The sequence below is a fragment of the Mycobacterium florentinum genome, assembly GCF_010730355.1.
Lineage (GTDB): Bacteria > Actinomycetota > Actinomycetes > Mycobacteriales > Mycobacteriaceae > Mycobacterium > Mycobacterium florentinum.
In genome coordinates this window covers 2,797,767-2,817,592 of sequence record NZ_AP022576.1, presented here as the reverse complement: position 1 = coordinate 2,817,592, position 19,826 = coordinate 2,797,767, and the positions used below count along the sequence as shown (strand labels likewise).

Annotated in this window: 20 protein-coding genes and 1 tRNA gene; 6 read left to right on the top strand and 15 right to left on the bottom strand. The window is 64.3% G+C overall.

Features of this window, described 5'->3' with window-relative positions:
• The first annotated feature begins 66 nt into the window (after nt 1–66).
• Complete coding sequence (gene htpX / locus G6N55_RS13255) at nt 67–927, top strand: zinc metalloprotease HtpX (protein ID WP_085222856.1); 861 nt, start codon at nt 67–69, stop codon at nt 925–927.
• Between the two features lie 57 nt (nt 928–984).
• Nucleotides 985–1,512, top strand: coding sequence for a peptide-methionine (R)-S-oxide reductase MsrB (gene msrB / locus G6N55_RS13250; protein ID WP_085223037.1), 528 nt, complete (start codon nt 985–987; stop codon nt 1,510–1,512).
• 30 nt (nt 1,513–1,542) lie between these two features.
• Here the strand turns inward: msrB and G6N55_RS13245 are convergent, their stop codons facing one another.
• The 4 genes from G6N55_RS13245 to G6N55_RS13230 form a co-directional block, all read right to left on the bottom strand.
• Nucleotides 1,543–2,568, bottom strand: coding sequence for an NAD(P)H-dependent glycerol-3-phosphate dehydrogenase (locus G6N55_RS13245; protein ID WP_085222857.1), 1,026 nt, complete (start codon nt 2,566–2,568; stop codon nt 1,543–1,545).
• Between the two features lie 53 nt (nt 2,569–2,621).
• Nucleotides 2,622–4,133: a flavin-containing monooxygenase gene (locus G6N55_RS13240; RefSeq protein WP_085222858.1), complete on the bottom strand. Its 1,512-nt coding sequence runs from the start codon at nt 4,131–4,133 to the stop codon at nt 2,622–2,624.
• 77 nt (nt 4,134–4,210) lie between these two features.
• Complete coding sequence (locus G6N55_RS13235) at nt 4,211–4,708, bottom strand: DinB family protein (protein WP_085222859.1); 498 nt, start codon at nt 4,706–4,708, stop codon at nt 4,211–4,213.
• 12 nt (nt 4,709–4,720) lie between these two features.
• Nucleotides 4,721–5,212 carry a YajQ family cyclic di-GMP-binding protein gene (locus tag G6N55_RS13230; RefSeq protein WP_085222860.1) on the bottom strand — a complete coding sequence of 164 codons (492 nt, stop codon included), beginning with the start codon at nt 5,210–5,212 and terminating at the stop codon, nt 4,721–4,723.
• Nucleotides 5,213–5,292: 80 nt separating this feature from the next.
• On the opposite strand from G6N55_RS13230, the gene G6N55_RS13225 reads away from it, so the two are divergent.
• Nucleotides 5,293–5,378 (top strand) — tRNA-Tyr (locus G6N55_RS13225).
• A 54-nt stretch (nt 5,379–5,432) separates the two neighbouring features.
• Here the strand turns inward: G6N55_RS13225 and G6N55_RS13220 are convergent.
• On the bottom strand, nt 5,433–6,188 hold the full coding sequence (locus G6N55_RS13220) for a hypothetical protein (protein WP_085222861.1): 756 nt from the start codon (nt 6,186–6,188) through the stop codon (nt 5,433–5,435).
• 374 nt (nt 6,189–6,562) lie between these two features.
• Between G6N55_RS13220 and G6N55_RS13215 the strand changes: the two genes are divergently transcribed.
• Nucleotides 6,563–7,084, top strand: a complete 522-nt coding sequence (locus tag G6N55_RS13215; protein WP_085222862.1) for an OsmC family protein — start codon at nt 6,563–6,565, stop codon at nt 7,082–7,084.
• Here the strand turns inward: G6N55_RS13215 and G6N55_RS13210 are convergent.
• The 5 genes from G6N55_RS13210 to G6N55_RS13190 form a co-directional block, all read right to left on the bottom strand.
• Complete coding sequence (locus tag G6N55_RS13210; RefSeq protein ID WP_085222863.1) at nt 7,081–8,085, bottom strand: NADPH:quinone oxidoreductase family protein; 1,005 nt, start codon at nt 8,083–8,085, stop codon at nt 7,081–7,083. The genes G6N55_RS13215 and G6N55_RS13210 overlap by 4 nt on opposite strands.
• 114 nt (nt 8,086–8,199) lie before the next feature.
• On the bottom strand, nt 8,200–9,093 hold the full coding sequence (locus G6N55_RS13205) for a hypothetical protein (RefSeq protein WP_085222864.1): 894 nt from the start codon (nt 9,091–9,093) through the stop codon (nt 8,200–8,202).
• Between the two features lie 55 nt (nt 9,094–9,148).
• Nucleotides 9,149–10,093, bottom strand: a complete 945-nt coding sequence (locus tag G6N55_RS13200) for an aldo/keto reductase (protein WP_085222865.1) — start codon at nt 10,091–10,093, stop codon at nt 9,149–9,151.
• A 16-nt stretch (nt 10,094–10,109) separates the two neighbouring features.
• Complete coding sequence (locus G6N55_RS13195) at nt 10,110–10,847, bottom strand: cysteine hydrolase (RefSeq protein ID WP_085222866.1); 738 nt, start codon at nt 10,845–10,847, stop codon at nt 10,110–10,112.
• Nucleotides 10,848–10,919: 72 nt separating this feature from the next.
• Nucleotides 10,920–11,510 carry a TetR/AcrR family transcriptional regulator gene (locus tag G6N55_RS13190; RefSeq protein ID WP_085222867.1) on the bottom strand — a complete coding sequence of 197 codons (591 nt, stop codon included), beginning with the start codon at nt 11,508–11,510 and terminating at the stop codon, nt 10,920–10,922.
• A gap of 744 nt (nt 11,511–12,254) precedes the next feature.
• Here G6N55_RS13190 and G6N55_RS13185 point away from each other — a divergent pair.
• Complete coding sequence (locus G6N55_RS13185; protein WP_085223038.1) at nt 12,255–13,118, top strand: FkbM family methyltransferase; 864 nt, start codon at nt 12,255–12,257, stop codon at nt 13,116–13,118.
• Between the two features lie 6 nt (nt 13,119–13,124).
• Here G6N55_RS13185 and G6N55_RS13180 read toward each other — a convergent pair whose 3' ends face one another.
• The 4 genes from G6N55_RS13180 to G6N55_RS13165 form a co-directional block, all read right to left on the bottom strand.
• Nucleotides 13,125–15,110: a molybdopterin-containing oxidoreductase family protein gene (locus tag G6N55_RS13180; RefSeq protein ID WP_085222868.1), complete on the bottom strand. Its 1,986-nt coding sequence runs from the start codon at nt 15,108–15,110 to the stop codon at nt 13,125–13,127.
• A 158-nt stretch (nt 15,111–15,268) separates the two neighbouring features.
• A complete protein-coding gene (locus G6N55_RS13175; protein ID WP_085222869.1) occupies nt 15,269–16,063 on the bottom strand; it encodes a carboxymuconolactone decarboxylase family protein in 795 nt (264 codons plus the stop codon).
• A gap of 8 nt (nt 16,064–16,071) precedes the next feature.
• Complete coding sequence (locus tag G6N55_RS13170; RefSeq protein ID WP_085222870.1) at nt 16,072–16,890, bottom strand: mycofactocin-coupled SDR family oxidoreductase; 819 nt, start codon at nt 16,888–16,890, stop codon at nt 16,072–16,074.
• Nucleotides 16,887–17,717, bottom strand: a complete 831-nt coding sequence (locus G6N55_RS13165) for a mycofactocin-coupled SDR family oxidoreductase (RefSeq protein WP_085222871.1) — start codon at nt 17,715–17,717, stop codon at nt 16,887–16,889. Before G6N55_RS13165 ends, G6N55_RS13170 begins: the two co-directional genes overlap by 4 nt.
• 109 nt (nt 17,718–17,826) lie before the next feature.
• Here G6N55_RS13165 and G6N55_RS13160 point away from each other — a divergent pair, with 109 nt between their 5' ends.
• A complete protein-coding gene (locus G6N55_RS13160) occupies nt 17,827–18,423 on the top strand; it encodes a TetR family transcriptional regulator (RefSeq protein ID WP_085222872.1) in 597 nt (198 codons plus the stop codon).
• Here G6N55_RS13160 and G6N55_RS13155 read toward each other — a convergent pair.
• The gene (locus G6N55_RS13155) at nt 18,420–19,754 is read right to left on the bottom strand and encodes a hypothetical protein (protein ID WP_232078995.1); all 1,335 of its coding nucleotides are present in this window, start codon (nt 19,752–19,754) and stop codon (nt 18,420–18,422) included. The two genes, G6N55_RS13160 and G6N55_RS13155, sit on opposite strands and share 4 nt — an antisense overlap.
• Between the last annotated feature and the right edge of the window lie 72 nt (nt 19,755–19,826).

Genomic DNA, 19,826 nt, shown 5'->3' with positions numbered 1-19,826 from the left:
CGGTCATCCCGGGCGTTCAATTGACAGCAGTCAAGCAATGAACGAGTCCTTTCGAGGGGGACAGCGATGACCTGGCATCCGCACGCCAACAGGCTCAAGACCTTCCTGTTGTTGGCCGGTATGTCCGCAATGATCGTGTTCGTCGGCTCGCTGTTCGGCAGGACGGCGATGTTCCTGGCGTTGATGTTCGCGATCGGCATGAACGTCTACACGTACTACAACAGCGACAAGTTGGCGTTGCGCGCGATGCACGCTCAGCCGGTTTCCGAACTTCAGGCGCCGGTGATCTATCGAATCGTGCGCGAGCTGGCCACCGCCGCGCACCAGCCGATGCCGCGGCTGTACATCAGCGACACCAACGCGCCCAACGCCTTCGCCACCGGACGCAACCCGCGCAATGCCGCGGTGTGTTGCACCACCGGCATCCTGGACATCCTCAACGAGCGCGAGCTGCGCGCCGTGCTGGGCCACGAGCTCTCACACGTCTACAACCGCGACATCCTGATCTCGTGCGTGGCCGGCGCGCTGGCGGGCGTGATCACCGCCCTGGCCAACATGGCGATGTGGGCCGGCATGTTCGGCGGCAACCGTGATGGCGGGAATCCCTTTGCACTGCTGCTAGTTTCGCTGCTGGGGCCGATCGCGGCCACGGTGGTCAAGCTGGCGGTGTCGCGATCCCGGGAGTACCAGGCCGACGAGTCGGGCGCGCTGTTGACCGGCGACCCGCTGGCCTTGGCGTCGGCCCTGCGCAAGATTTCCGGTGGCGTGCAGGCGGCCCCGTTGCCGCCCGAGCCGCAGCTGGCCAGCCAGGCACACCTGATGATCGCCAACCCGTTCCGTGCGGGTGAGCGCATCGGCTCGATGTTCTCGACGCACCCGCCGATCGAGGATCGGATCCGCCGGCTGGAAGCGATGGCGCGGGGCTGACGCTTTCAGCGATCAAGACCGGTCGACCTGCCACGCGATCGGCCTATGCTTGGAAAGATGACCGCCCCGACACCACCGCGGTCGGTTCTGGCCCGTCGGCGCATGCTGCTCGGCGCCGCGGTTTTCGGCGTGCTCGCCGGCTGTAATTCGCTTGGTGTTCCGCTGGCGGCCGGTGCGCCGAGTCCGCCGACCGATGGATTCGAGGTCACCCATACCGACGCGGAGTGGCGCCAGCTTCTGAGCCCGCAGCAGTACGCGGTGCTTCGTACGGGGTCCACCGAGATGCCCTACAGCAGCCCGCTCAACGATGAGCACCGCACCGGGATTTTCGGATGTGCGGGCTGCGGACAGGACTTGTTCTCGTCGGCCACCAAGTTCGACAGCGGCACGGGCTGGCCGAGTTTTTGGAAAGCCCTGAGCAACGCCGTCCTCGAGCGGCGGGACAACAGCGCCGGCATGACACGAACAGAGGTGCTCTGCAGCCGTTGCGGTGGACACCTCGGCCATGTCTTCGACGATGGCCCCGAACCGACCGGCCTGCGCTACTGCATGAACGGCGTGGCGCTGCGCTTCCGCCCTGCCTAATAGGCCGCAGCACAACGGCTTCGGACTCGACTAGAACCCGGATCCGTGCACTTCGTGTCCGGGGACCTCGGCGATCAGGCCGCTGTAGGCCTGCTCCACCGTCGACCCGTGGTTGATCACACCGTCGACTTCGCGGGCGATCGGCATGCTCAGCCCGAACTCGCTGGCGAACTCCATGATCACGCTGGCGGCCTTCACGCCCTCGGCAACCTGGTTCATCGATGCGATGATCTCGTCGATCGACTTGCCCGAGCCGAGTTGTTCACCCACGTGGCGATTACGACTCCGCTGACTGGTACAAGTCACGATCAGATCGCCCAGGCCCGCCAGTCCGGGAAAGGTTTCCGGATCTCCGCCCAATGCCACGCCCAGCTTCGTCATCTCGCGCAGCGCCCGGGCAATCACCAGCGCGCGGGTGTTCTCGCCGATGCCCAGCGAGTAACCCATGCCGACGGCAATGGCGTAGACGTTCTTGAGCGCGCCCGCCATCTCGACGCCGACGACGTCGTCGCTGGTGTACACCCGGAAGCGCCGGGTGCGGAACAACGCTGCCAGCCGAGTGGCCAGGTGTTGATCGGGCATCGCCAGCACGGCCGCGGCGGCATAGCCCTCGCCCACCTCGCGCGCAATGTTCGGCCCGGCCAGGATGCCCGCCGGATGACCCGGTAGTACCTCCTCGATGATCTGCGACATCCGCATATTGGTGCCCTGCTCGAGCCCCTTGACCAGCGACACCACCGGCACCCAGGGCCGCAATTCCTTGCCGAGTTCGGTGAGCACACCCCGGAAACCGTGCGAGGGCACCCCCATGATCACGACGTCGGCGCAGTTGGCGGCCTCCGCGAAATCGTTGGTGGCGCGCAGCGTGTCGCTCAGTTCGACGTCATCGCCGAGGTAGCGGGCGTTGCGGTGATTCTCGTTGATGTCCTTGGCGGTCTCTTCGGAGCGCACCCACTGCAACGTCGGTCCCCGGCGCGCGCAGATGGACGCGACGGTGGTTCCCCAGGAACCACCGCCAAGGACAACGACTTTGGGTTCGCGCTTCTCGGCTGACATGACGTCTAGCGTATTGCCGAAACCTCACATTTAGTAGGAGTTCATGTCGATCGCTAGCCCGCTACCGGCGCGCGGTCGGATACGCGGCCGAACTCCATTGACTCCTCGATGCGGTCGAACCGGTAGTCGAGGGCGTCGGCGAGGTAGTTCTGTCGGACGTTCCACGGCCGTTTGGTGCCGGACTTGGGCAGCTGGTGCGCCGAGCGCTTCACGTAGCCGGCGTTGATGTCCCAAGACGGTTTCTCCGCCATCGGCTCGTTGCCCAGGTGTGGGTAGGCGTGCGTGTAGCCGTGAGAAGCCATGTGCGCCATGAGTTTTGCGGTTGCACGTGCCGTGATGTCGGCCCGCAGTGTCCATGACGCGTTGGTGTAGCCCACGCACCAGAACAGGTTCGGCACGTCTTCGAGCATGTGCGCCTTGTAGACGAAACGCTCACGGTGATCGACCTTTTCGCCGTCGAGGCTGATCGACGCCCCGCCCAGCGCCTGCAACTGCAGGCCGGTCGCGGTGACGATGATGTCGGCGTCGAGGTGCGCGCCGGACTTCAGCGCGATACCGGTGGCGTCGAAATGGTCGATCTCATCGGTCACGACGTCGGCGCGGCCCGCGGTGATCGAGCGGTACAGGTCGGCGTCGGGGATCATGCACATCCGCTGGTCCCACGGGTTGTATCGCGGTTTGAAGTGGACGTCGACGGCGTAGCCGTCGGGCAGGGTGTCGACCGCTTTGCGCCGCAGCAGCGACTTGATCAAGCCCGGCATCTTGCGGGACACGAAGAAGAACACGGCCTCGGTCAAAGCGTTGTACGTCCGGATGACCAAATGAGAAGCCTTGCGAGGCAACAGAGCACGAATGACATCGTCGAGTTTTCGGTACTTCGACGCCGAGACCAGATAGGTCGGCGAGCGTTGCAGCATCGTCACCTTCGCGGCCTGCTCCGACAGCGAGGGGAGCAGGGTCACCGCGGTGGCACCGCTGCCGATCACCACGATCTTCTTGCCGGTGTAGTCCAGGTCCTCCGGCCAGTGCTGGGGATGGACGACGGTTCCGTCGAACCGCTCGATGCTGGGAAACTCCGGGGTGTAGCCCTCGTCGTAGTTGTAGTAGCCGGAGGCGAAGAACACGAACCGGCTGCGGTAAATCGTGGTGGTGTCGCCCTGGTCGACGACGATCGTCCAGGTGTCGGTGGACGAATCCCAATCCGCCGAACGGACATGGCTGTTGAACTGGATGTGGCGGTCGATGCCGTACTTGTGCGCGGTGGCCGCCAGGTACTCGCGGATGTGTTCGCCGTCGGCGACGCCCTCTTTGCGGGTCCAGGGCTCGAACGGAAACGACAGCGTGAAGATGCTGCTGTCCGAGCGCACTCCGGGATACCGGAACAGATCCCAGGTGCCGCCGATCTGCTCGCGGCGCTCCAGGACCGCGCACGTCAGGTGGGGATTGCGTTCGGCGATCCGGTAGGCCGCGCCGATGCCGGAGATCCCGGCACCGACGATGACGACGTCGAAGTAGCCGGCCTTGGCCGGTGGCTGGCCGGTGGCTTCCTGGGGAGTCACGGTCATCGTGAACCTCGCTTGCGGTGTGGGACTCGTCACTAGCGTAGGACCGACTGGTTGGTTGGATGAGCAGACCCGGCCAATCACAGTTGGCGTCGGATGTCGTCGAGGTGGTGTTGGGCCTCGTGCAGGGTGTGTACCGCCAGCCAGCGCAGCGACCTCTCGGCGGTTTCCGGGAAATGGTAAATCACCGTGCGGTTCCAGTCGCCCGCGGACATACGGCTCAGCACGTTGCCGAACATCGTTGCGGCATCGGCGAGTTGGCGGGCAACGTCGGCGGGATCCTGGTCGGCGTACCCGTCGTGGACGGCCCGCTTGTCGCGTCCCATCGGCGTGCAGTCCGGCCGATCCACCCGAAGCGCCGCCAGCACGCGTTCGCGCTGGACGAGCAGCATGTCGCGCAGATGGCATCCGTACTCCACTGGGGACCACTGCTCGGGTAGCCGCCTGGATCTCAAGTCCACGTCGGCGCGGCGCAGGATGGCCCCGGCCGCGTTGATCCGCTCGTTGATCGCGTCCGCGGCGGTCGTGGCCGCAGTGAGCTCGTAGGCGAAGCCGCACTGCGCACACGCGTCCGTCATACGGCGATGCGGCTAGCGATAGTTGACGAACTGCACCGCGACGGGCAGGTCGGCGCTCCGCAGCAGCGCCTGGACGGCCTGCAGGTCATCGCGCTTCTTGCTGGAGACCCGGATCTCGTCGCCCTGGATCTGGGCCTTGACGCCCTTGGGCCCCTCGTCGCGGATGATCTTGGTGATCTTCTTGGCGTTCTCGCTGTCGATGCCCTGCTTGAGGGTGCCGTTGAGCTTGAAGGTCTTGCCCGAGGGCTGCGGCTCGCCGGCGTCGAAGGCCTTCATCGAGATGTCGCGGCGGATCAGCTTCTCCTTGAACACGTCGACCGCCGCCTTGATGCGCTCCTCCGTGGACGACGTCAGCTCGACGCCCTCGTCGCCCTTCCACGCGATCGTGGTGTCGGTGCCGCGGAAGTCGAAGCGGGTGGCCAACTCCTTGGCTGCCTGGTTAAGCGCGTTGTCGACCTCCTGCCGATCGAACTTGCTGACGATGTCGAACGATGAGTCCGCCATGCGAACGCCCTTCCGTGTTGGTTCCGGGTTGCTCCTAGCCGTTTGTGAATTGTCTACCCGCTCGTTGTACCCTGCTAGGCGGCAGGTTGCCCGAGCGGCCAATGGGAGCGGACTGTAAATCCGTCGGCTTACGCCTACACTGGTTCGAATCCAGTACCTGCCACCACAGGTCAGAAGCTATTTTCGCGCACGGCAACGGGTTTGAGACGCGAGAGCGCCGCTACCTGGCCGTCCCAACGGTCGCCGGCATGTCCGCCGGCTGATAACAGTGCTTCTCGGCGACGATCGCGCGGTAGAACTGGACGAACGTGACGATGAGAAACGGGACGTACGAGCCGACGGGAAGCCAGAATCCGATGAGGCCGTTCCATGCGAAGGGTCCGCCGAAGAAGAAGATCGAAATCAGACCGGTCCCGCCAATCGTCGCCATCCAGAGGTTCAGATACAAGAACCAGCGGGGGAATACCTTCGGTCCCTGCCGCTGAGTGAAGCCGGCCATCGCCAGGCAGAACAGCTGCATGCTGAACGTCGGAAAGAACATCAAGAACTCGAGCCACGTCATGTCGTTGATCAGCTGGACCAGCTCAGGCGAGCGGTCCGGCCGGTAGAAGGCCCCCGCCCAAAAGATGAAGGGAAGGATAAAGGCCACCGCGTTCACACAGCCGGCACCGAACGCAAAGATGGCCCAGAGCGGGACGCGTCTGCCTTGCTCCATTCGCGCGATCTGCAGGGCGACCATCGCCGACCACGGCACCAGCAAGGCGCTGCCCAGCAGGCCGACGACGATTCCGAATTTGACCCACGGCAGCTGGGGGCCGTACTGCGCCATCAATTGGGCTCCGGACAACTGGGGCGATGGCGGGGGAATGAAGCCGGACAAGGGCATCAGTCCGACGAAGAACAGCAGTGCGAACCCGATCCCGCAGCCCCAGAGCGCAAGTTGAAGTTTTGTGTGGGCATATTCGGATGGCGTCATGACTTACCCCTCCTGGCTCTTCTGACTTGTGACCGTGTCGCTGACGAACACCGGATGCAGTTGCCGATAATGCGAGAGCGACAGCATGAGCGCCAATTGTCATACGGCGCTTTGTAAGTCGAGCAAACTCGTGCAGCTGACGCCCGCATCTTCATTTAATGAGATAGTATGTGTCATAAAAATTGGCAGGTCAAGGACCGTCTGCCGGCCCCGGCTCTGCCGCGCACCGCAGAACAGGTGGCGGCTGTTCGCGCGCAAGGGTTTTGAACAGGTGCTCTACAAATCACTGCGCTCAATACTGTAGGTCCTCAGCTGCGGCCCGGGGATGCTTGAAATCGGCCACGTCCGTGGTTGTGCGTAGAGATGGAGAACTCATGACTACCGACACCGACTTGCCGCTGAACGAGGTCGACATCAGGGCCGTTGGCGCTCTGGTTGAGGGCGTCCGAGCCGACCCGGGCAAGGCGCACACCACCTGGGCAGCGCACGTGACGTGGAACGGCGGGTTTTCGTCGTCGTCGCGGGTGCGCCAATTCGCCGCCGTGCCCTCGGATGAACCGGCCATGCTGGGCGGGGGCGATAGCGCGCCGAATCCGGTCGAGCAGCTCCTCGCCGCGCTGGGCAACTGCCTGGCGGTCGGCTACGCGGCGAACGCTACGATCGCCGGTATCCGGATCAACAACTTGCAGGTCGATCTGAGAGGTGACATCGATCTGTCGGTGTTTCTGGGCCTCAAAGATGGCCACGCGGGCTTTGAATCGATAACCGCCACCGTCCGAATCGACACCGATGCATCCCCGGCGCAGCTTGAGGCGTTGCACACGACAGTGGTGGCCAGCTCGCCGGTGGGCCACACCCTGAGCAACGCGGTGCCCCTCGACGTCGTCCTCGCCTAGCCGGCGCCGTCGATTTCGGCGACGATCTTGCCCAGGACTTTTCGTTCGCCCAGTCGCGTGAGCGCTTCGGGGATATCGTCGAACGACACCCGTTCTGCCTTGAGTGCGATGGCGCCGCGGTCGGCCAATTCTTCGAGGCCGCGCAGGATCCCTTCCAGATGCTCTCGGCTGTAGCCCGCCGCAAGCACACCCACCAGCGTCGTGTTGGTCATGACCATCATCGCGACGTCGGGGGTGGGCCACGCACCACTGGCGAAGCCGACCGCCAGATGGCGGCCGTCGCGTGCCAGGGCGCCCATGGCCGCGGTGCCCTGTGCACCGCCGACCGGATCGAAGATCACGTCGAGACCGGCCCAGTCGGTCGCTTCGCGCAGCGCCTGTGCGAGGGGTGTTCCGTCAGAAGCGATTTCGCCATGCGCGACGACGACGCGGTCGGCGCCCAGTGACCGGCAGAATTCGGCCCGCTTCTCGTCGCTGACGACGGCGAGTACCTCCGCCCCCCGCGCCTTCCCGAGCTGGACCGCCGCGATTCCGCTGCCGCCCGCGGCACCGAGCACCGCCAGGCGCTGTCCCGCTTCGAGTCCGCCGCGATCGACCAGGCCGATCCACGCGGTCATGTTGGGAATCCAGAATCCCGCCGCGGTGGAGTCGTCCATGGTGGCAGGGGCCGGGAAGACGTTGCTCGCGTACGCAAGAGTTTCGGCGGCGAAGGATCCGTTGCCGCTGATGAAGTCGCTGACACCCAGCACGCGGGTGCCGATTGCGATATCGACGCCCGGTCCCACCGCGGTGACGGTGCCGACCAACTCCTGTCCCGGCGTAAACGGCAATGCGGGAGTCAGCGGGTAGGTGCCCCGACACATCAGCACATCGGGTAGTCCGAGGCCCGTCGCGGCAACGCGGATTCGTACCTGCTCGGCGCCCGGGTCCGGCACATCGCGGTCCACTTGGCGTAGGACGTCGGTCGGCTCACCGCTTCCGTGGACCTGCCAAGCCTTCACGTTCTCTCCTTAGCCGCAGACCGCCCGGGCGGGTAAATCACATAATAATTACACCGTAATTTTGTGTCTGGGAAGGGGACGGTAGGGAAGGGCCGCGCGCAGACCTGCGGCGACCTAGGCCGCTACGTCCCGGCCGGCTTCCTGCTGCGCGGAGGTGTTCTCGCAGCGCCGTCCGGGCATTGCGAGCGCGACCAACACGAAAATGATCGATGGCGCGACGATGCACAGAAATATCCCGGCGCCGAAGAAGAAAACCGGGGGCGCGGACTGCAGCCACGGATACAGAACCGTGAACGCGAGAGCCTCGGCCAGATAAATGGCGACACCCGCCGAGATCATGATTCGCGCCCATTGCGGGTTGACCGGGCTCTGGCCGCCGAGCGCGATCCTTACCAGCACCCAAAGCACCGTCACAATACAGGCGACGAAGAAGATCCCGACCACCGCCGAGCCGAAATCCTGTGTGGTGGTGTCGACTTCGGCAAGTTCGCCGTGCATCTCGTCGATGAAATTGATCGAGTGCCAGGTGAGAAGCGCCAGCGGCCCGATCACCACGAAGAGAGCGGCGAGGGTTACCCGAACGGTGAACTTCGTACTGTCACCGGCCCACTCATGCCGGGCGATTATCCAGGCGAGGCCGGCCACCAGCAGGCCCGCGCCCACACCCATCAACCCGACTCCCGGCATGTACTCGACCCACGCCTTCGCGCAAACCTGTTGAAAATCGTGAGAGCCCTGCGGCGGTTTGATGGCGGCGACGGAGCCGAAAAGGTAGGCGTCGAGCCCCAGCACGATCACACCCAATCCCAAATACACGACCGCGCTTTCGGCGCTTTCGAGATCGTCGCGCCAGACGGTGAGGAGTGTCGTTATCGAGATCAGCATGAAGCCCGCGAGGACGCCCGCGAGTTGCCCGTTGGCCGTGGAAGCATCGAAGACACTCCACGGATGCTGTTGGGAGACGCACTTCTCATCCAGCACGAATTCCGCGATCACGCCGACGGCCATCCCACATTTTATGGACGCGGGATGGCGGCGCGCAGCGAAATTCGATGCAAATCCCTCAGGCGTCCGTGGGCACGTTGGAGAAGCCCGGCACTCCGGCGTCCGCAACGGAATTGAACCGAATGCGAATGTCGAGGCGCTCGTTGATCTCGTCGATCGCACTCTGCGGAAGCGCGGTGACATCGAAGTTCTCGCGTATGCGCGACGGCGTAACGGATCCCGTGAGCACCGCGCTGCCTCGCTGAATCCCCCAGGCCAGCAACACTTGCGCGGGAGTCTTGCCGTAACGCCCAGCGATCGAGGTGATCAGCGGGTCGTCGAGCAGTCGCGGCTCCAGCGCGTGTCCCAGTGAGGCGAAGGCCAGCAGGATGATGCCCTCGGTCGTGCACAACTCGTGCAGTTCCCACTGCGGGTGATAGGGGTGCGATTCCACCTCGACGACGGCCGGCTTGATTCGGGCGGCGTCGATGATCCTTCGGGTGGCGTCGGCGTCGATGTCGGACAGGCCTATCGCGCGGGTAAGTCCCTCGTCGACAAGGCTTTCCATCGCGGCCCAGGTTTCCTCCAACGTGACGCCGTCGTCGTAGATGACGGCCCCGTGCACGTCACGGGGATCTTGGTCGTCGCCGGGACGGAACGCGAACGGCGTGTGCACCAGATACAGGTCGACCGCATCGAGCCCGAGTCTGTCCAGGCTGGCCCGCAGCGCCGGCCTGACCCGTTCGGGTCGATGGTTGTTGTTCCATAGCTTGGTCGTGACGAAGAGGTCCTCACGGCGGACCGTTCCCGCGGCGAACAACTCCTCGAGCGCCGCACCGACCTCCGCCTCGTTGCGATACCGTTCGGCGGCGTCGAGGTGGCGGAAACCCACCTCGACCGCGGCTTTGACGGTGTCGCGTGTCTTGCGGTTGTCCGAAAGCGACGTCCCAAACCCCAGCGCCGGAATCTCACCACCGCTGTTCAATGCGAATCTGAGCGCAGACAGCTCCTCGATTGTCTTCATGTTGTTCGGCCTCCTTTTAGAGTTGACGCGAAAGATGTTCGGCGCCAATGTCTTTCTTGAGCTGATCGACCGCCTCGGCCGTGGTCCAGACGGCGCTGGCGAGGAATCGGAAGTTCACCAGCGCGGCCAGATAGCCGTCGCCTTCGGGCAGGCGCGGGCCGGCGGTGGCGTCTTTGACGACGGCGACCTCGAAGCCCTGCTCGATCAGTTCGCGCAGGTGGCCTTCGACGCACAGGTTGGCGGCCATTCCCGCCAGGACCACCTGGTTGATGCCGCGCTTGCGCAATTGCAGCACGAGGTCGTTCGACTCGGGGCCGACGATTTTGTGCGGAGACGCGATCACGGTTTGTCCGTCGTGGATGTGGTGGCGGTATTCGGGCAGGAAGTCGGCCCCGGAGCCGGCGAAGCCGTCCGTCGTGTACGGGCCCCGGCGGTCGAACATGCCGACGGTGCTCATGAACTGTTCCAGCGGATCACCGAAGAGCCACTGACTGTCGGTCGGATAGAAGTGGTGCGGTGATATCGCAACGGTGATACCCGCGAGCTTCGCGGCGTCGAACAGTTCACCGATGTGCGCGACGGTGTTGTTGTCGCGGACGCTGTCGCCGAATACCGACCACGAAACCCCTTCGGGGCTAAGGAAATCGATCTGTGGATCGGTGACGACGAGGGCGGCGTGCTGATGGTTGAGCTCGAAGTTGGAGCCCGGCAGCGCGGGGTTCTGCGGTTCGGCGTACATGCCGTGGTCGGTCATCGTCCTAGAATAGATGACCAGTCGTCTATAAATCAAGAGGTGCAGGCGCCCGTGTTCCGATCGTCACGAAAATCAGCCCAGAAGTGCCGGCACGGTGATCGTCTCGAACCGTTCGTAGGGGTCGCGGCTGCGGGTCACCTTCCCGCGAAGGGCCGCGCCCTCCCACGACTCGATCAGCAGGGAGGCCAGTTCGGCGGGATCGACGTCCTCGCGGATGTCGCCGGAGCCGTTCTGGCCGGAGCGCACGCATGCGGTCAACGCGGTGTCCCAGCGCTGAAGAATGCGGACGAGTTCGGCGCGCACCGGTTCGCTGGAGCCGGCCAGCTCTAGCGACAGGTTGCCGACCAGGCAGCCGAGCAGGAACTCGCTCGACTCGTGTTCGTCGGCGAGCGCATGGAAGAAGCGCGTGATTCGTCGCTGTGCCAGCTCGTCCGCGTCAAGGATGGGCAGCAGCCGTGCTTCGATGTCGGACCAGTAGTGCTCGAGGATCGCCGCGGCGAACGCTTCTTTGCTCGAAAAGTACGCGTAGAACGAACCTTTCGGCACCCCGGCCGCGTCGGTGATGTCCTTGACGCCGCTGGCGGCAAAGCCGCGCGCGTGTATGAGCTCGAGTCCCGCCGCGAGCAGGCGCCGGCGCACGTCGGGGTTTGGCGGCCGTGGCATGCAATCGATATTAGCCGACCGGTCACCTATTCACGGACGGGTTGGGGCTAGCAGCGCGCTCCCGGTCCGTCCACCACCAAACCTGAGCAGCCACTGCGGCACCGGATTCGGTGGATGATCCTTCCGACCGTCTCTCCCCGCGAGGAAAACTGGTACCAGACCAGGGCATCCGCCAGCCCCTGGCACTTACGGCATTTGTCGGTTTCACGTTTGTACATTGGCGTCCTCCATCTTGAGGAGCAAGGGGGAATCGTTCAACGCTGGGCGACTTGAATTTAAATTACATGAGGGTTATTGATAGCGCGCTTTCCCGCGCCGAGAGTTTTTCAACTGTAAACGCTAGGCGACATCGTTGCAGCTCAGTCGCAACATAATCGATACATAGCTAGCCGAAAGGTGCGCTTAGCCTCCCGTGCGTAGCGTCGAGATTGTCATGCCGACGAAGGGGAAACGATGGCGTTACGCACCGTCAAGCTCCGTCGATTGCTGGGGGCTACAGCGTTATGTGGGGGAATGGCTATTGCCGCAACAGGTATTGGCTCGGGTCGTTCTGTGCTGACGTTCGACCGGCAGGGAGCTGAGCGCTGACGCTGTGGACGCCGCCGATGACTGCCGGCGTCCACAGCGCCGGCATTGCTGGCAATTACTCCGCGGCCCATCGGTATTGGAGTTCCATAGGTATCGTCTTTGCGTCTGGTTGAGAGCTTCTTCTCCGAGTCGGCAAATGTCGAATACGGTGTGGTCATGGGGGACCTTCCAGATGGCGATAACAAGAACTCAGCGTTGTGGAATCTCCTCGCCCCGCAACGCCTTACCGACGTAATAGACGTTGGTGCGAATCCGATTGATACCGAGCCGCCTTACACGTCAATGCTTTCCGCGGGCCTTTGTCGTGTGACGGGGTTCGAGCCCCAGCTCGAGGCGCTGCAGAAGCTGCAGGAAAGCCAAGGCCCACACGAGCGTTATCTGCCGTATGTGGTGGGCGATGGCGGCGCGCACACGCTCAACGTGTATCGCGGATCCGGGTTCACGAGCCTGTTCGAACTGGACCCGGCGGCGCTGGACATTTTTGAGTACATCAAGCTTCCGGGGCAGCTGGTCGAACGCGTACCCGTGCAATCCCGCAGGCTCGATGACATTGCCGAGATTCACCACGTCGACCTTCTGAAGATCGACGTTCAGGGCGGCGAACTCGCGGTGTTTCGGGGCGGGACGGCGAGACTCGCCGAAGCGGTCGCGATCCAGACCGAGGTTTCCTTCGTGACGCTGTACAAGGATCAGCCAACGCTGGGAGACATCGATTCCGAGCTGCGCAGCCAGGGATTCCTCCCACACTGTTTCCCCGAGATCAAGCTCTGGCCGATTTCGCCGTTCGTGGATCCGCGCCAGCCCACCAACCAGGTCCTGGAGGCCGACCTGGTCTACGTGCGCGACTTCACCCGCCCGAACTTGATGAGCAATGAGCAGCTCAAGCACCTGGCCCTGATCGCGCACCACTGCTATCGATCATTCGATCTGGCATTGCGCTGCGCGCAGCTGCTGGAGTACCGGCAAGCGGCGGAGCCCGGAATCCAGCAACGCTATCTGGCCATCCTGGCGGCCGGTTGATTCCGGTCAGGCCGGATGCAGGCTGACAGCGATGCCCGAGTAGCGGACCATGCCGGTGACCACGTCGATGTCGTCCTTGTTGGTCAGACGATTGACGTTGGCCTCGTGGTGGCCGTGCGGAATCGACACCGCCCCGCGCCGCATTGCGTCGTCGACCTTCGCGATACCGGTGAGCTCTCCGCTGGCGCTGCGCACCGTCACGCGCCCGCCGCTGACGACGCCCGCGGCCGCGCCGTCCTCGGGATTGATCAAGATCTCCGGCCCCTCGCCGAGAAAGTCGAGCTGCCCGTTGAGCTTTCGGCGCTGACGGCGCGGCACCATCACCAACGGCGGTGGTGGCTCGAGACCGGCGAGCTGATTGACGAGCAGCGGCGGGGCCAGCCGCCAGCCGCCCATGCGACCGATGTGGTCGTCGACCCACGCCGCCGGCAGCTCACGGGGCACCTCGGCCCAACCCGTGGCAGCCACTTCGTCGTACTTGGTCCGGGCCCCGGCCAACAGGACGGAGAGCACGTCGTCGTCGGTGCTGCTGTCCGGGTCTCCGAGACTGCTCAGGTCGTAGCCGAGCCGCTTGCCGATTTCGGCGAAGACCCACCACATCGATCGCCGGTCGCCGACCGGATCGACGACCGCGGAACTGTACTGCACCGACACCTGCGAGCTCAGGATGTCGTGAATGGTGATGTCCGGGCGTTCCAGCGGATCCTTGGTCGGCAGTACGTGGGTCGCCAACTCGGTGGTCTCGTTGTTGATGATCTCGGTGGTGGCGAAGACCTCGAGGTTTTGCAGCGCGGGGATCAACTTGCCGGTCTCGGGAAACGAGGTCACCAGGCTGCCACCCACGTTGATCAGGGCCCGGATGTGTCCGGCCGCGATCTCGTCGGGCAGCACCGCGCACGGCCATTCGTTGATGAACGCCTGGGCCTCCGGGCGACTGCGTGGGCCGGGGCCGAACGATCCCTCGATCGGAGTGATCGGTAGGAACTCGCCGAAAGTTTCGAGCTGGTAAGCGAATCCGGGATGGAACCAGGTGCCGCCGGGGCGGTTCATCGCACCGGTGAGAATCATCAGGACCCAGGCCAGCCACTGGGTGACATTGGCCCGCTCGGCGGTCATCGTCACGCCGGTGCCGGTTTCGACCGCGACGCATTTGGCGGCGCGCACCGCCGCGCACAGCCGCGTCAGCTCCGTCGCCGGGACGTCGGCGAGCGCCGCGGCGTGTTCGAGCGTGAACGGCTCGACCGCGGCGGCCAGCTCGTCGATACCCTGAACCGGCACATCGGTTTTCATGCCGTCGCGCAGAATTTCGCGCACCAGGTAGGCCAGCACCGCGTGGTCGGTGCTGGGGCGCGCCGCCAGATGGCCGGTGGCCAGTCGCGCGGTCTCGGTGCGCCGCGGGTCGATCACCCACACCTGCCCGCGCCTGGCGATGTCGCGCACCGTGCCGGTCGGGTTGGGCATCGAGATCGCATGGCCATGCGAGACCACCGGGTTGACGCCGACGAGCAGCAGAAAATCGCAACTGTCCAAATCGGTTCGGCCGGACAGGCCCATGAATCCGCCTACCAAATCGGAGACCAGAGGCTTGGCGGTGCCGTCAATGGTCAGCGGGCTGAATTTCGCCGGTGTGCCGATCGCGGCGTGTAGGGCTTCGGCCATTCGGAAGCCGGCGCTCTCCATGGTGCTGAAGTAGAAGCCGACCGATTCCGGACCGTGGCGGTCGATGATGTCCTTCAGCCGGGTGCCCAGGTCGTCGAGGCAGGTGTCCCAGGTGGTGTCCTGCAGCCGGCCGTCCACCCGGATCCGCGGCCGTTCGAGCCGGTCCGGATGGTGATGCAGCTGGGGCAGTGCCCGGCCCTTCGGGCAGCAGTAACCGTGGGAAAACGGGTGGTCCTGGTCGCCGCGAACGCGGAGGACCTCATCGCCTTCGACGTCGACGAGAATGCCGCACACAGACGTGCATATGCGGCAGAAACTGCGCACGGTTTTCATACATCGATAACGTACTCTCGCCTGTAGAGAAGCACTATCACCTTTTTGATAATGGCATTTCCCATACGCCCATCGTGCTCAGCGCTTGCCACCCGATGCCGCGGTGAGGCGTTCGCCGCCGATGAGCAGCGCGCCCGCGTGCACCGGGTCGGTCGTCGTCATCCTGATGCTTCGCTTTCGGCCAACACCCGTTGCGTCTGCTCCCCGATCACTTGGTGCAGGTAGTCGGCCTTCGCGCAGCCGTAATATGCCGCGAATTGCAGTGCCAGTTCGTCCATTTCCTCGAACGAAACGTCCCCGCTCTTGAGCGCCGCATAGACGTGGGACATGATCGGGATCTCGGCGTCCTGGAATGCGACGCAGGCGACGGTGATCAGGCGCCGTTCCTTCATGCCAAGCCCGGGCCGAAGCCACATCTCGCCGAAGACGAAGTTCAGGATGCCTGCGCCCGTGTACGGATTGTCCCGCGGTGGCGCGAACGGTATGCAGTTGATGTCCCTGAACGAGCTTTCGCCACCCAGCAGCCGTTGCTCCGGATCGCTTTCGGTGACCAAGGGCAGCAATTCCTCGGCGGGCGGTGGTTGCTGGCCGCGCTCGGCCATCAGGGCGAACCACTGTTGGTCCACCACGATGTTGAATCTCGACGCCTTGGGCCAGCCCGCGTAGACGGCGAAATGCAGTACGGTCTCCCGCATCTCGGTGATCGTGATGTCACCGCTGCGCAGCGCCGCGTAGACGTGTTGCTCGAGCGGCGCGATGGCGTCGGCGGCGGCCACACAGGCCAGGGTGACGAACCTACGGTCCCGACGGCTGAGTGTGGGCCGCGACCAGACCTCGGCGAAGACAAAGTCGATCAGTCCGCTCGCAAACGCGTCGTTGGCGCCCTCGGGCGGCTCGACCGTCATCACCTCGGCATACTGGCGCAGGCCCCGCTCTCGACGTGTGGTTTCCATCGCGACTCCTACCGAATCGTCACGCCGGCATCGACTTTGAATTCGAGTCCGGTGACATATCGCGATTCATCCGATACCAGGAAGAGCACGGCGTTGCTGACGTCGGATGCTTCGATGAGCGGCGCCGGCAGTGCGTTGAGGAAGATGGGCACCAGATCGGGTCGCGCCTCGATGTGTTGGTGCAGGGATGCCGGTGCCATTCCGGTCGCCACACCGGTCGGATGCACCGTGTTGACTCGAATATTCTGCGCGGCAAGCTCGTTGGCGAGCGCCAAGCTCATGCCCACAATGCCGTGCTTGGCGGCTGTATACGGCAGATGCAGCGGGGTGCCCTTGATACCCGCCGACGAACTGATGTTGACCAGGCTGCCGCCGCGCTCGACCAGATGCGGAATCGCAGCGGCGCAGGTGTTCCACACGCCGATCAGATTGACATCCGTCACCAGGCGCCACTGCTCGGCCGTCGTGGTGTCCCAGGTGCCGGTGGTCAGGACTCCGGCGTTGGCGACCGCCGCGTCGAGCCCGCCCAGCTGGGAGACCGCCTCGTCCGCAACCGATTTCAGCGCGTCGTCGTCACGGACGTCGGTCACATAGGTGAGAGCCGTCCGGCCGCGTTCACGGACCAGTCGCGCGGTCTCCGCCAGGTCTTCTTCGGTCGCCAATGGATAGTCCAGCCCCCCTAGGGGTGCGCAGATATCCACCAGGACGAGGTCGGCGCCTTCCTCGGCCAGGCGCACGGCATGACTGCGGCCCAATCCCCGTGCGGCCCCGGTGATCAGGACGCGCTTGCCCGCCGCACGCCCCGTCGACCCGCTGTCGCTGTTCACAGTTTGTTGCAGAAGCCGGCGTCGACGGGAAACGTCACACCCGTCACGTACTTGGCCTCGTCGGAGACCAGGAAAGCGATGGCGGCACTGATGTCTTCGGGCTCGAGCATCTCGACCGGCAGCGGGTTCTGCAGATGTGGTCCGCCCCCGGGATAGTTTTCGAGGAATTCCGTCATCGCCGGATTGATCGCCATCATGGTGCTGACCGCGGTGGGATGCACGGTGTTGACCCGAATGTTAGCCGGCGCAAGCGCATTGGCGAGGGTGCGCATCAGCCCGACGATGCCGTGCTTGGATGCCGCATAGCCGAGGCCGCCACCGTGCACGCCACCGAATCCCTTCAGTCCGGCGGTCGAACTGGTGAACACGATCGATCCGCCCCGATTGCCGGACAGCAGATGGGGGATCGCGGCCCACGCGACGTGGTAGGAGCCGTCGAGATTGACCCCGACGGCCGCGCGCCACTGAGCGAGTTCTTCTTCGATGCTCAACTCGCGGAAGGCCACCGGCGCGATTCCGGCGTTGGCCAACACGATGTCCAGGCGGCCGAAATGCGCGACACCGGCATCCATTGCGGACTTGACCTGATAGAAGTCGCGCACGTCCGCGACGGTGCCGACCATCTTGCCGCCGACCTGTTCGACCAGCGCGATCGTTTCGTCGAGTTCTTTGCGCGATGCCATCGGGTAATGGTTCGCCGGGATGTCCGCGCAGATGTCGATGCCGATGATGTCGGCGCCATCGCGGGCCAGCCGGATCGCATGACTGCGTCCCTGGCCGCGGGCGACTCCGGAGATAAAGGCGACTTGGCCGTCCAGCTTGCCCACATTTCCTCACTTTGATTACGGCGTCAGTGCTGTTAGATCGCCGGTAACCCGGTTACTGGACAGCCAGAGTAACATGGTTACCGTGGCAGGCAACAGGGGTTCCCGGGCGATGTCCGCGGGAACTGTCGACTCCGGCGAGACGGTCGACCCGATCATCGGAATCGTGGTCGAGTTACTCGACACCGAGGGCTATGACGCCGTCGCGCTTCGCGAAGTCGCGCGGCGGGCACGGGTGTCGCTCGCGACGATTTACAAGCGTTTCGGCACCCGGGATGAACTCATCGTCGCCGCGCTCGAATGGTGGATGGACACCAACCGCTATGCGAAGCTGCTGGAGCCGGAGGCGATCGCTGCTTCCGGTGAATCCCTGTACGCGGGTCTGATGCACATGCTGCGGACCATTTTCGAGCCGTGGGAGCAACACCCACAGATGCTGAAATCCTACTTTCGCGCCAGGTCGGGGCCCGGCGGGGAGCGACTCATCGAGCGCGGCGTCGACGCGGTGGTCCCCGTCGCCAAAGCTGTTCTGGCGCAAGTCGATCAGAGTTTCGCCAGCGATCTCGAACTGATCCTCACCGGCGTGGTATTCGGCTTCCTGGGCCGGTACACGCAGGGAGAAATCGACGTCTCGGAGATCGTGCCCGGCCTGGAGCGCGCGGTGTTCTGGTTGACGACGGCCTACGAGAAGGGCCGGCCGCAGGGTTAGAACCAGGGGCCGGGATAGTGGCCTTCCTGGTCTTGCACCATGACGATTTCCTTGCACTCTGCGCCCGCGGTGGTCTCACCGCGGCAGACCAGCGTCCATCCCGATATCCGCTCGAAGGGCCGGATGGACCAGTTCGTCGCGACCGGGTCGGGAGCGGGCAGGGCGAGCACCGAGTACGTTCCGCCGATGTTCGTGATGTAGAGGTGGCCACCGAAGAATGCCATTTTGGCGATCGGCATCTTCTTGGCGTCGTCTCGGTTCTTCAGCAGGTCCCAGTGCCGGGTGCGCAGGTTCCACACCCCGAAGCCGAATTGCGAGTCGGCCGAGTCGCGACCGTCGACGAACAGGCTTCCGTCCGACAGTGTCGCGGCCAACCCGCCGCCGGAGATCCGGTCGGAGTCGCCGACCTTGATGATGGATTTGGAGTTCAGGTCGAAGAACATGGTCGACACGACAGTGGGGGAGTCTCGCCGGGTGATTTTCACCAATTTGTCTGGCCCGTCCGATAATTCGTCGTCGACGGAGACTACGTCGTTGTCCTGATAGATCGCTTCGCCCGACGGGCGGCGCAGCTCGGCGCCAGAATTCTTGCCGGGTTGCGTGTTTCGCTGAAACGACAAGACATCCGGCCAGACCCGACCGGGTTGCGGGTCGTTCCACGCCATGGACAGGTCGGTGCCGGCAAGAACGACGGTCCGCGGCGGTGACGCGGTCGCGTGTCCGTCGGTGAAGGCGTTGAGCCAGGCGGTGCCGGATGTCGTTGCGCCAAACCGCCATTGCTTCGGGTCGGTCAATTTCAAGTCAGGTGTTGGGGGTTGCAGTTCTTTCGTCGCCGTGGACTTCCCGGTCTTGAAGTCGAAGGCGTAGCCGGTGGTCTTGGTGACTTCGGGTGCCGGCGCCTGCGCAGGTTTGACGGTCGTCACCACATAGACGACTTTCATGTCGTCCGCCGTACCCGACAACGCGCAGATCGCTCCGGTGACATTCTCGCCGGCGGGAATCGTCGGGAGGGACGGTGCGACGTATTGTCCGGTTTTCGTGTCGAATATCTTGGGGCGAATGTCCTCGAGTGCGGATTTGCTGACGGAGAATTCCTCGGGACAACCGAAGTACGCCGTTCCGCCGTAGCTTTTCCAATCTTTTTCCAGCGGGCCGGTGATCGGCGGCGGCGGAGGCGAACTGGCGGTGGTCGTCGACTCGGAAGTCGAGGTCGTCGGCGTTGCGGCCGGCGGAGACGCAGTCTCCGAACAGGAGGCAAGGACCAGGCAGACCGCAGGCACCAACAGGGCCAGCCGGTATCCGGGCAGACTTCGCCCCGTGAACCCACGCATCAGAAGATCCCCCCGTTAACTTCGTGTAACCAAGGAGCGTAAAGCGGGTTCGCTGGGCCCGCGACTCGTGGG

Coding starts and splice junctions, on each gene's coding strand:
- G6N55_RS13215 (WP_085222862.1), top strand. CDS start 6,563: ATGACTACCGACACCGACTTGCCGCTGAACGAGGTCGACATCAGGGCC.
- G6N55_RS13175 (WP_085222869.1), bottom strand. CDS start 16,063: ATGGAAACCACACGTCGAGAGCGGGGCCTGCGCCAGTATGCCGAGGTG.
- G6N55_RS13185 (WP_085223038.1), top strand. CDS start 12,255: ATGGGGGACCTTCCAGATGGCGATAACAAGAACTCAGCGTTGTGGAAT.
- G6N55_RS13155 (WP_232078995.1), bottom strand. CDS start 19,754: ATGCGTGGGTTCACGGGGCGAAGTCTGCCCGGATACCGGCTGGCCCTG.
- G6N55_RS13245 (WP_085222857.1), bottom strand. CDS start 2,568: ATGTCAGCCGAGAAGCGCGAACCCAAAGTCGTTGTCCTTGGCGGTGGT.
- G6N55_RS13160 (WP_085222872.1), top strand. CDS start 17,827: ATGTCCGCGGGAACTGTCGACTCCGGCGAGACGGTCGACCCGATCATC.
- G6N55_RS13205 (WP_085222864.1), bottom strand. CDS start 9,093: ATGGCCGTCGGCGTGATCGCGGAATTCGTGCTGGATGAGAAGTGCGTC.
- msrB (WP_085223037.1), top strand. CDS start 985: ATGACCGCCCCGACACCACCGCGGTCGGTTCTGGCCCGTCGGCGCATG.
- G6N55_RS13200 (WP_085222865.1), bottom strand. CDS start 10,093: ATGAAGACAATCGAGGAGCTGTCTGCGCTCAGATTCGCATTGAACAGC.
- G6N55_RS13195 (WP_085222866.1), bottom strand. CDS start 10,847: ATGACCGACCACGGCATGTACGCCGAACCGCAGAACCCCGCGCTGCCG.
- htpX (WP_085222856.1), top strand. CDS start 67: ATGACCTGGCATCCGCACGCCAACAGGCTCAAGACCTTCCTGTTGTTG.
- G6N55_RS13180 (WP_085222868.1), bottom strand. CDS start 15,110: ATGAAAACCGTGCGCAGTTTCTGCCGCATATGCACGTCTGTGTGCGGC.
- G6N55_RS13220 (WP_085222861.1), bottom strand. CDS start 6,188: ATGACGCCATCCGAATATGCCCACACAAAACTTCAACTTGCGCTCTGG.
- G6N55_RS13235 (WP_085222859.1), bottom strand. CDS start 4,708: ATGACGGACGCGTGTGCGCAGTGCGGCTTCGCCTACGAGCTCACTGCG.
- G6N55_RS13240 (WP_085222858.1), bottom strand. CDS start 4,133: ATGACCGTGACTCCCCAGGAAGCCACCGGCCAGCCACCGGCCAAGGCC.
- G6N55_RS13230 (WP_085222860.1), bottom strand. CDS start 5,212: ATGGCGGACTCATCGTTCGACATCGTCAGCAAGTTCGATCGGCAGGAG.
- G6N55_RS13190 (WP_085222867.1), bottom strand. CDS start 11,510: ATGCCACGGCCGCCAAACCCCGACGTGCGCCGGCGCCTGCTCGCGGCG.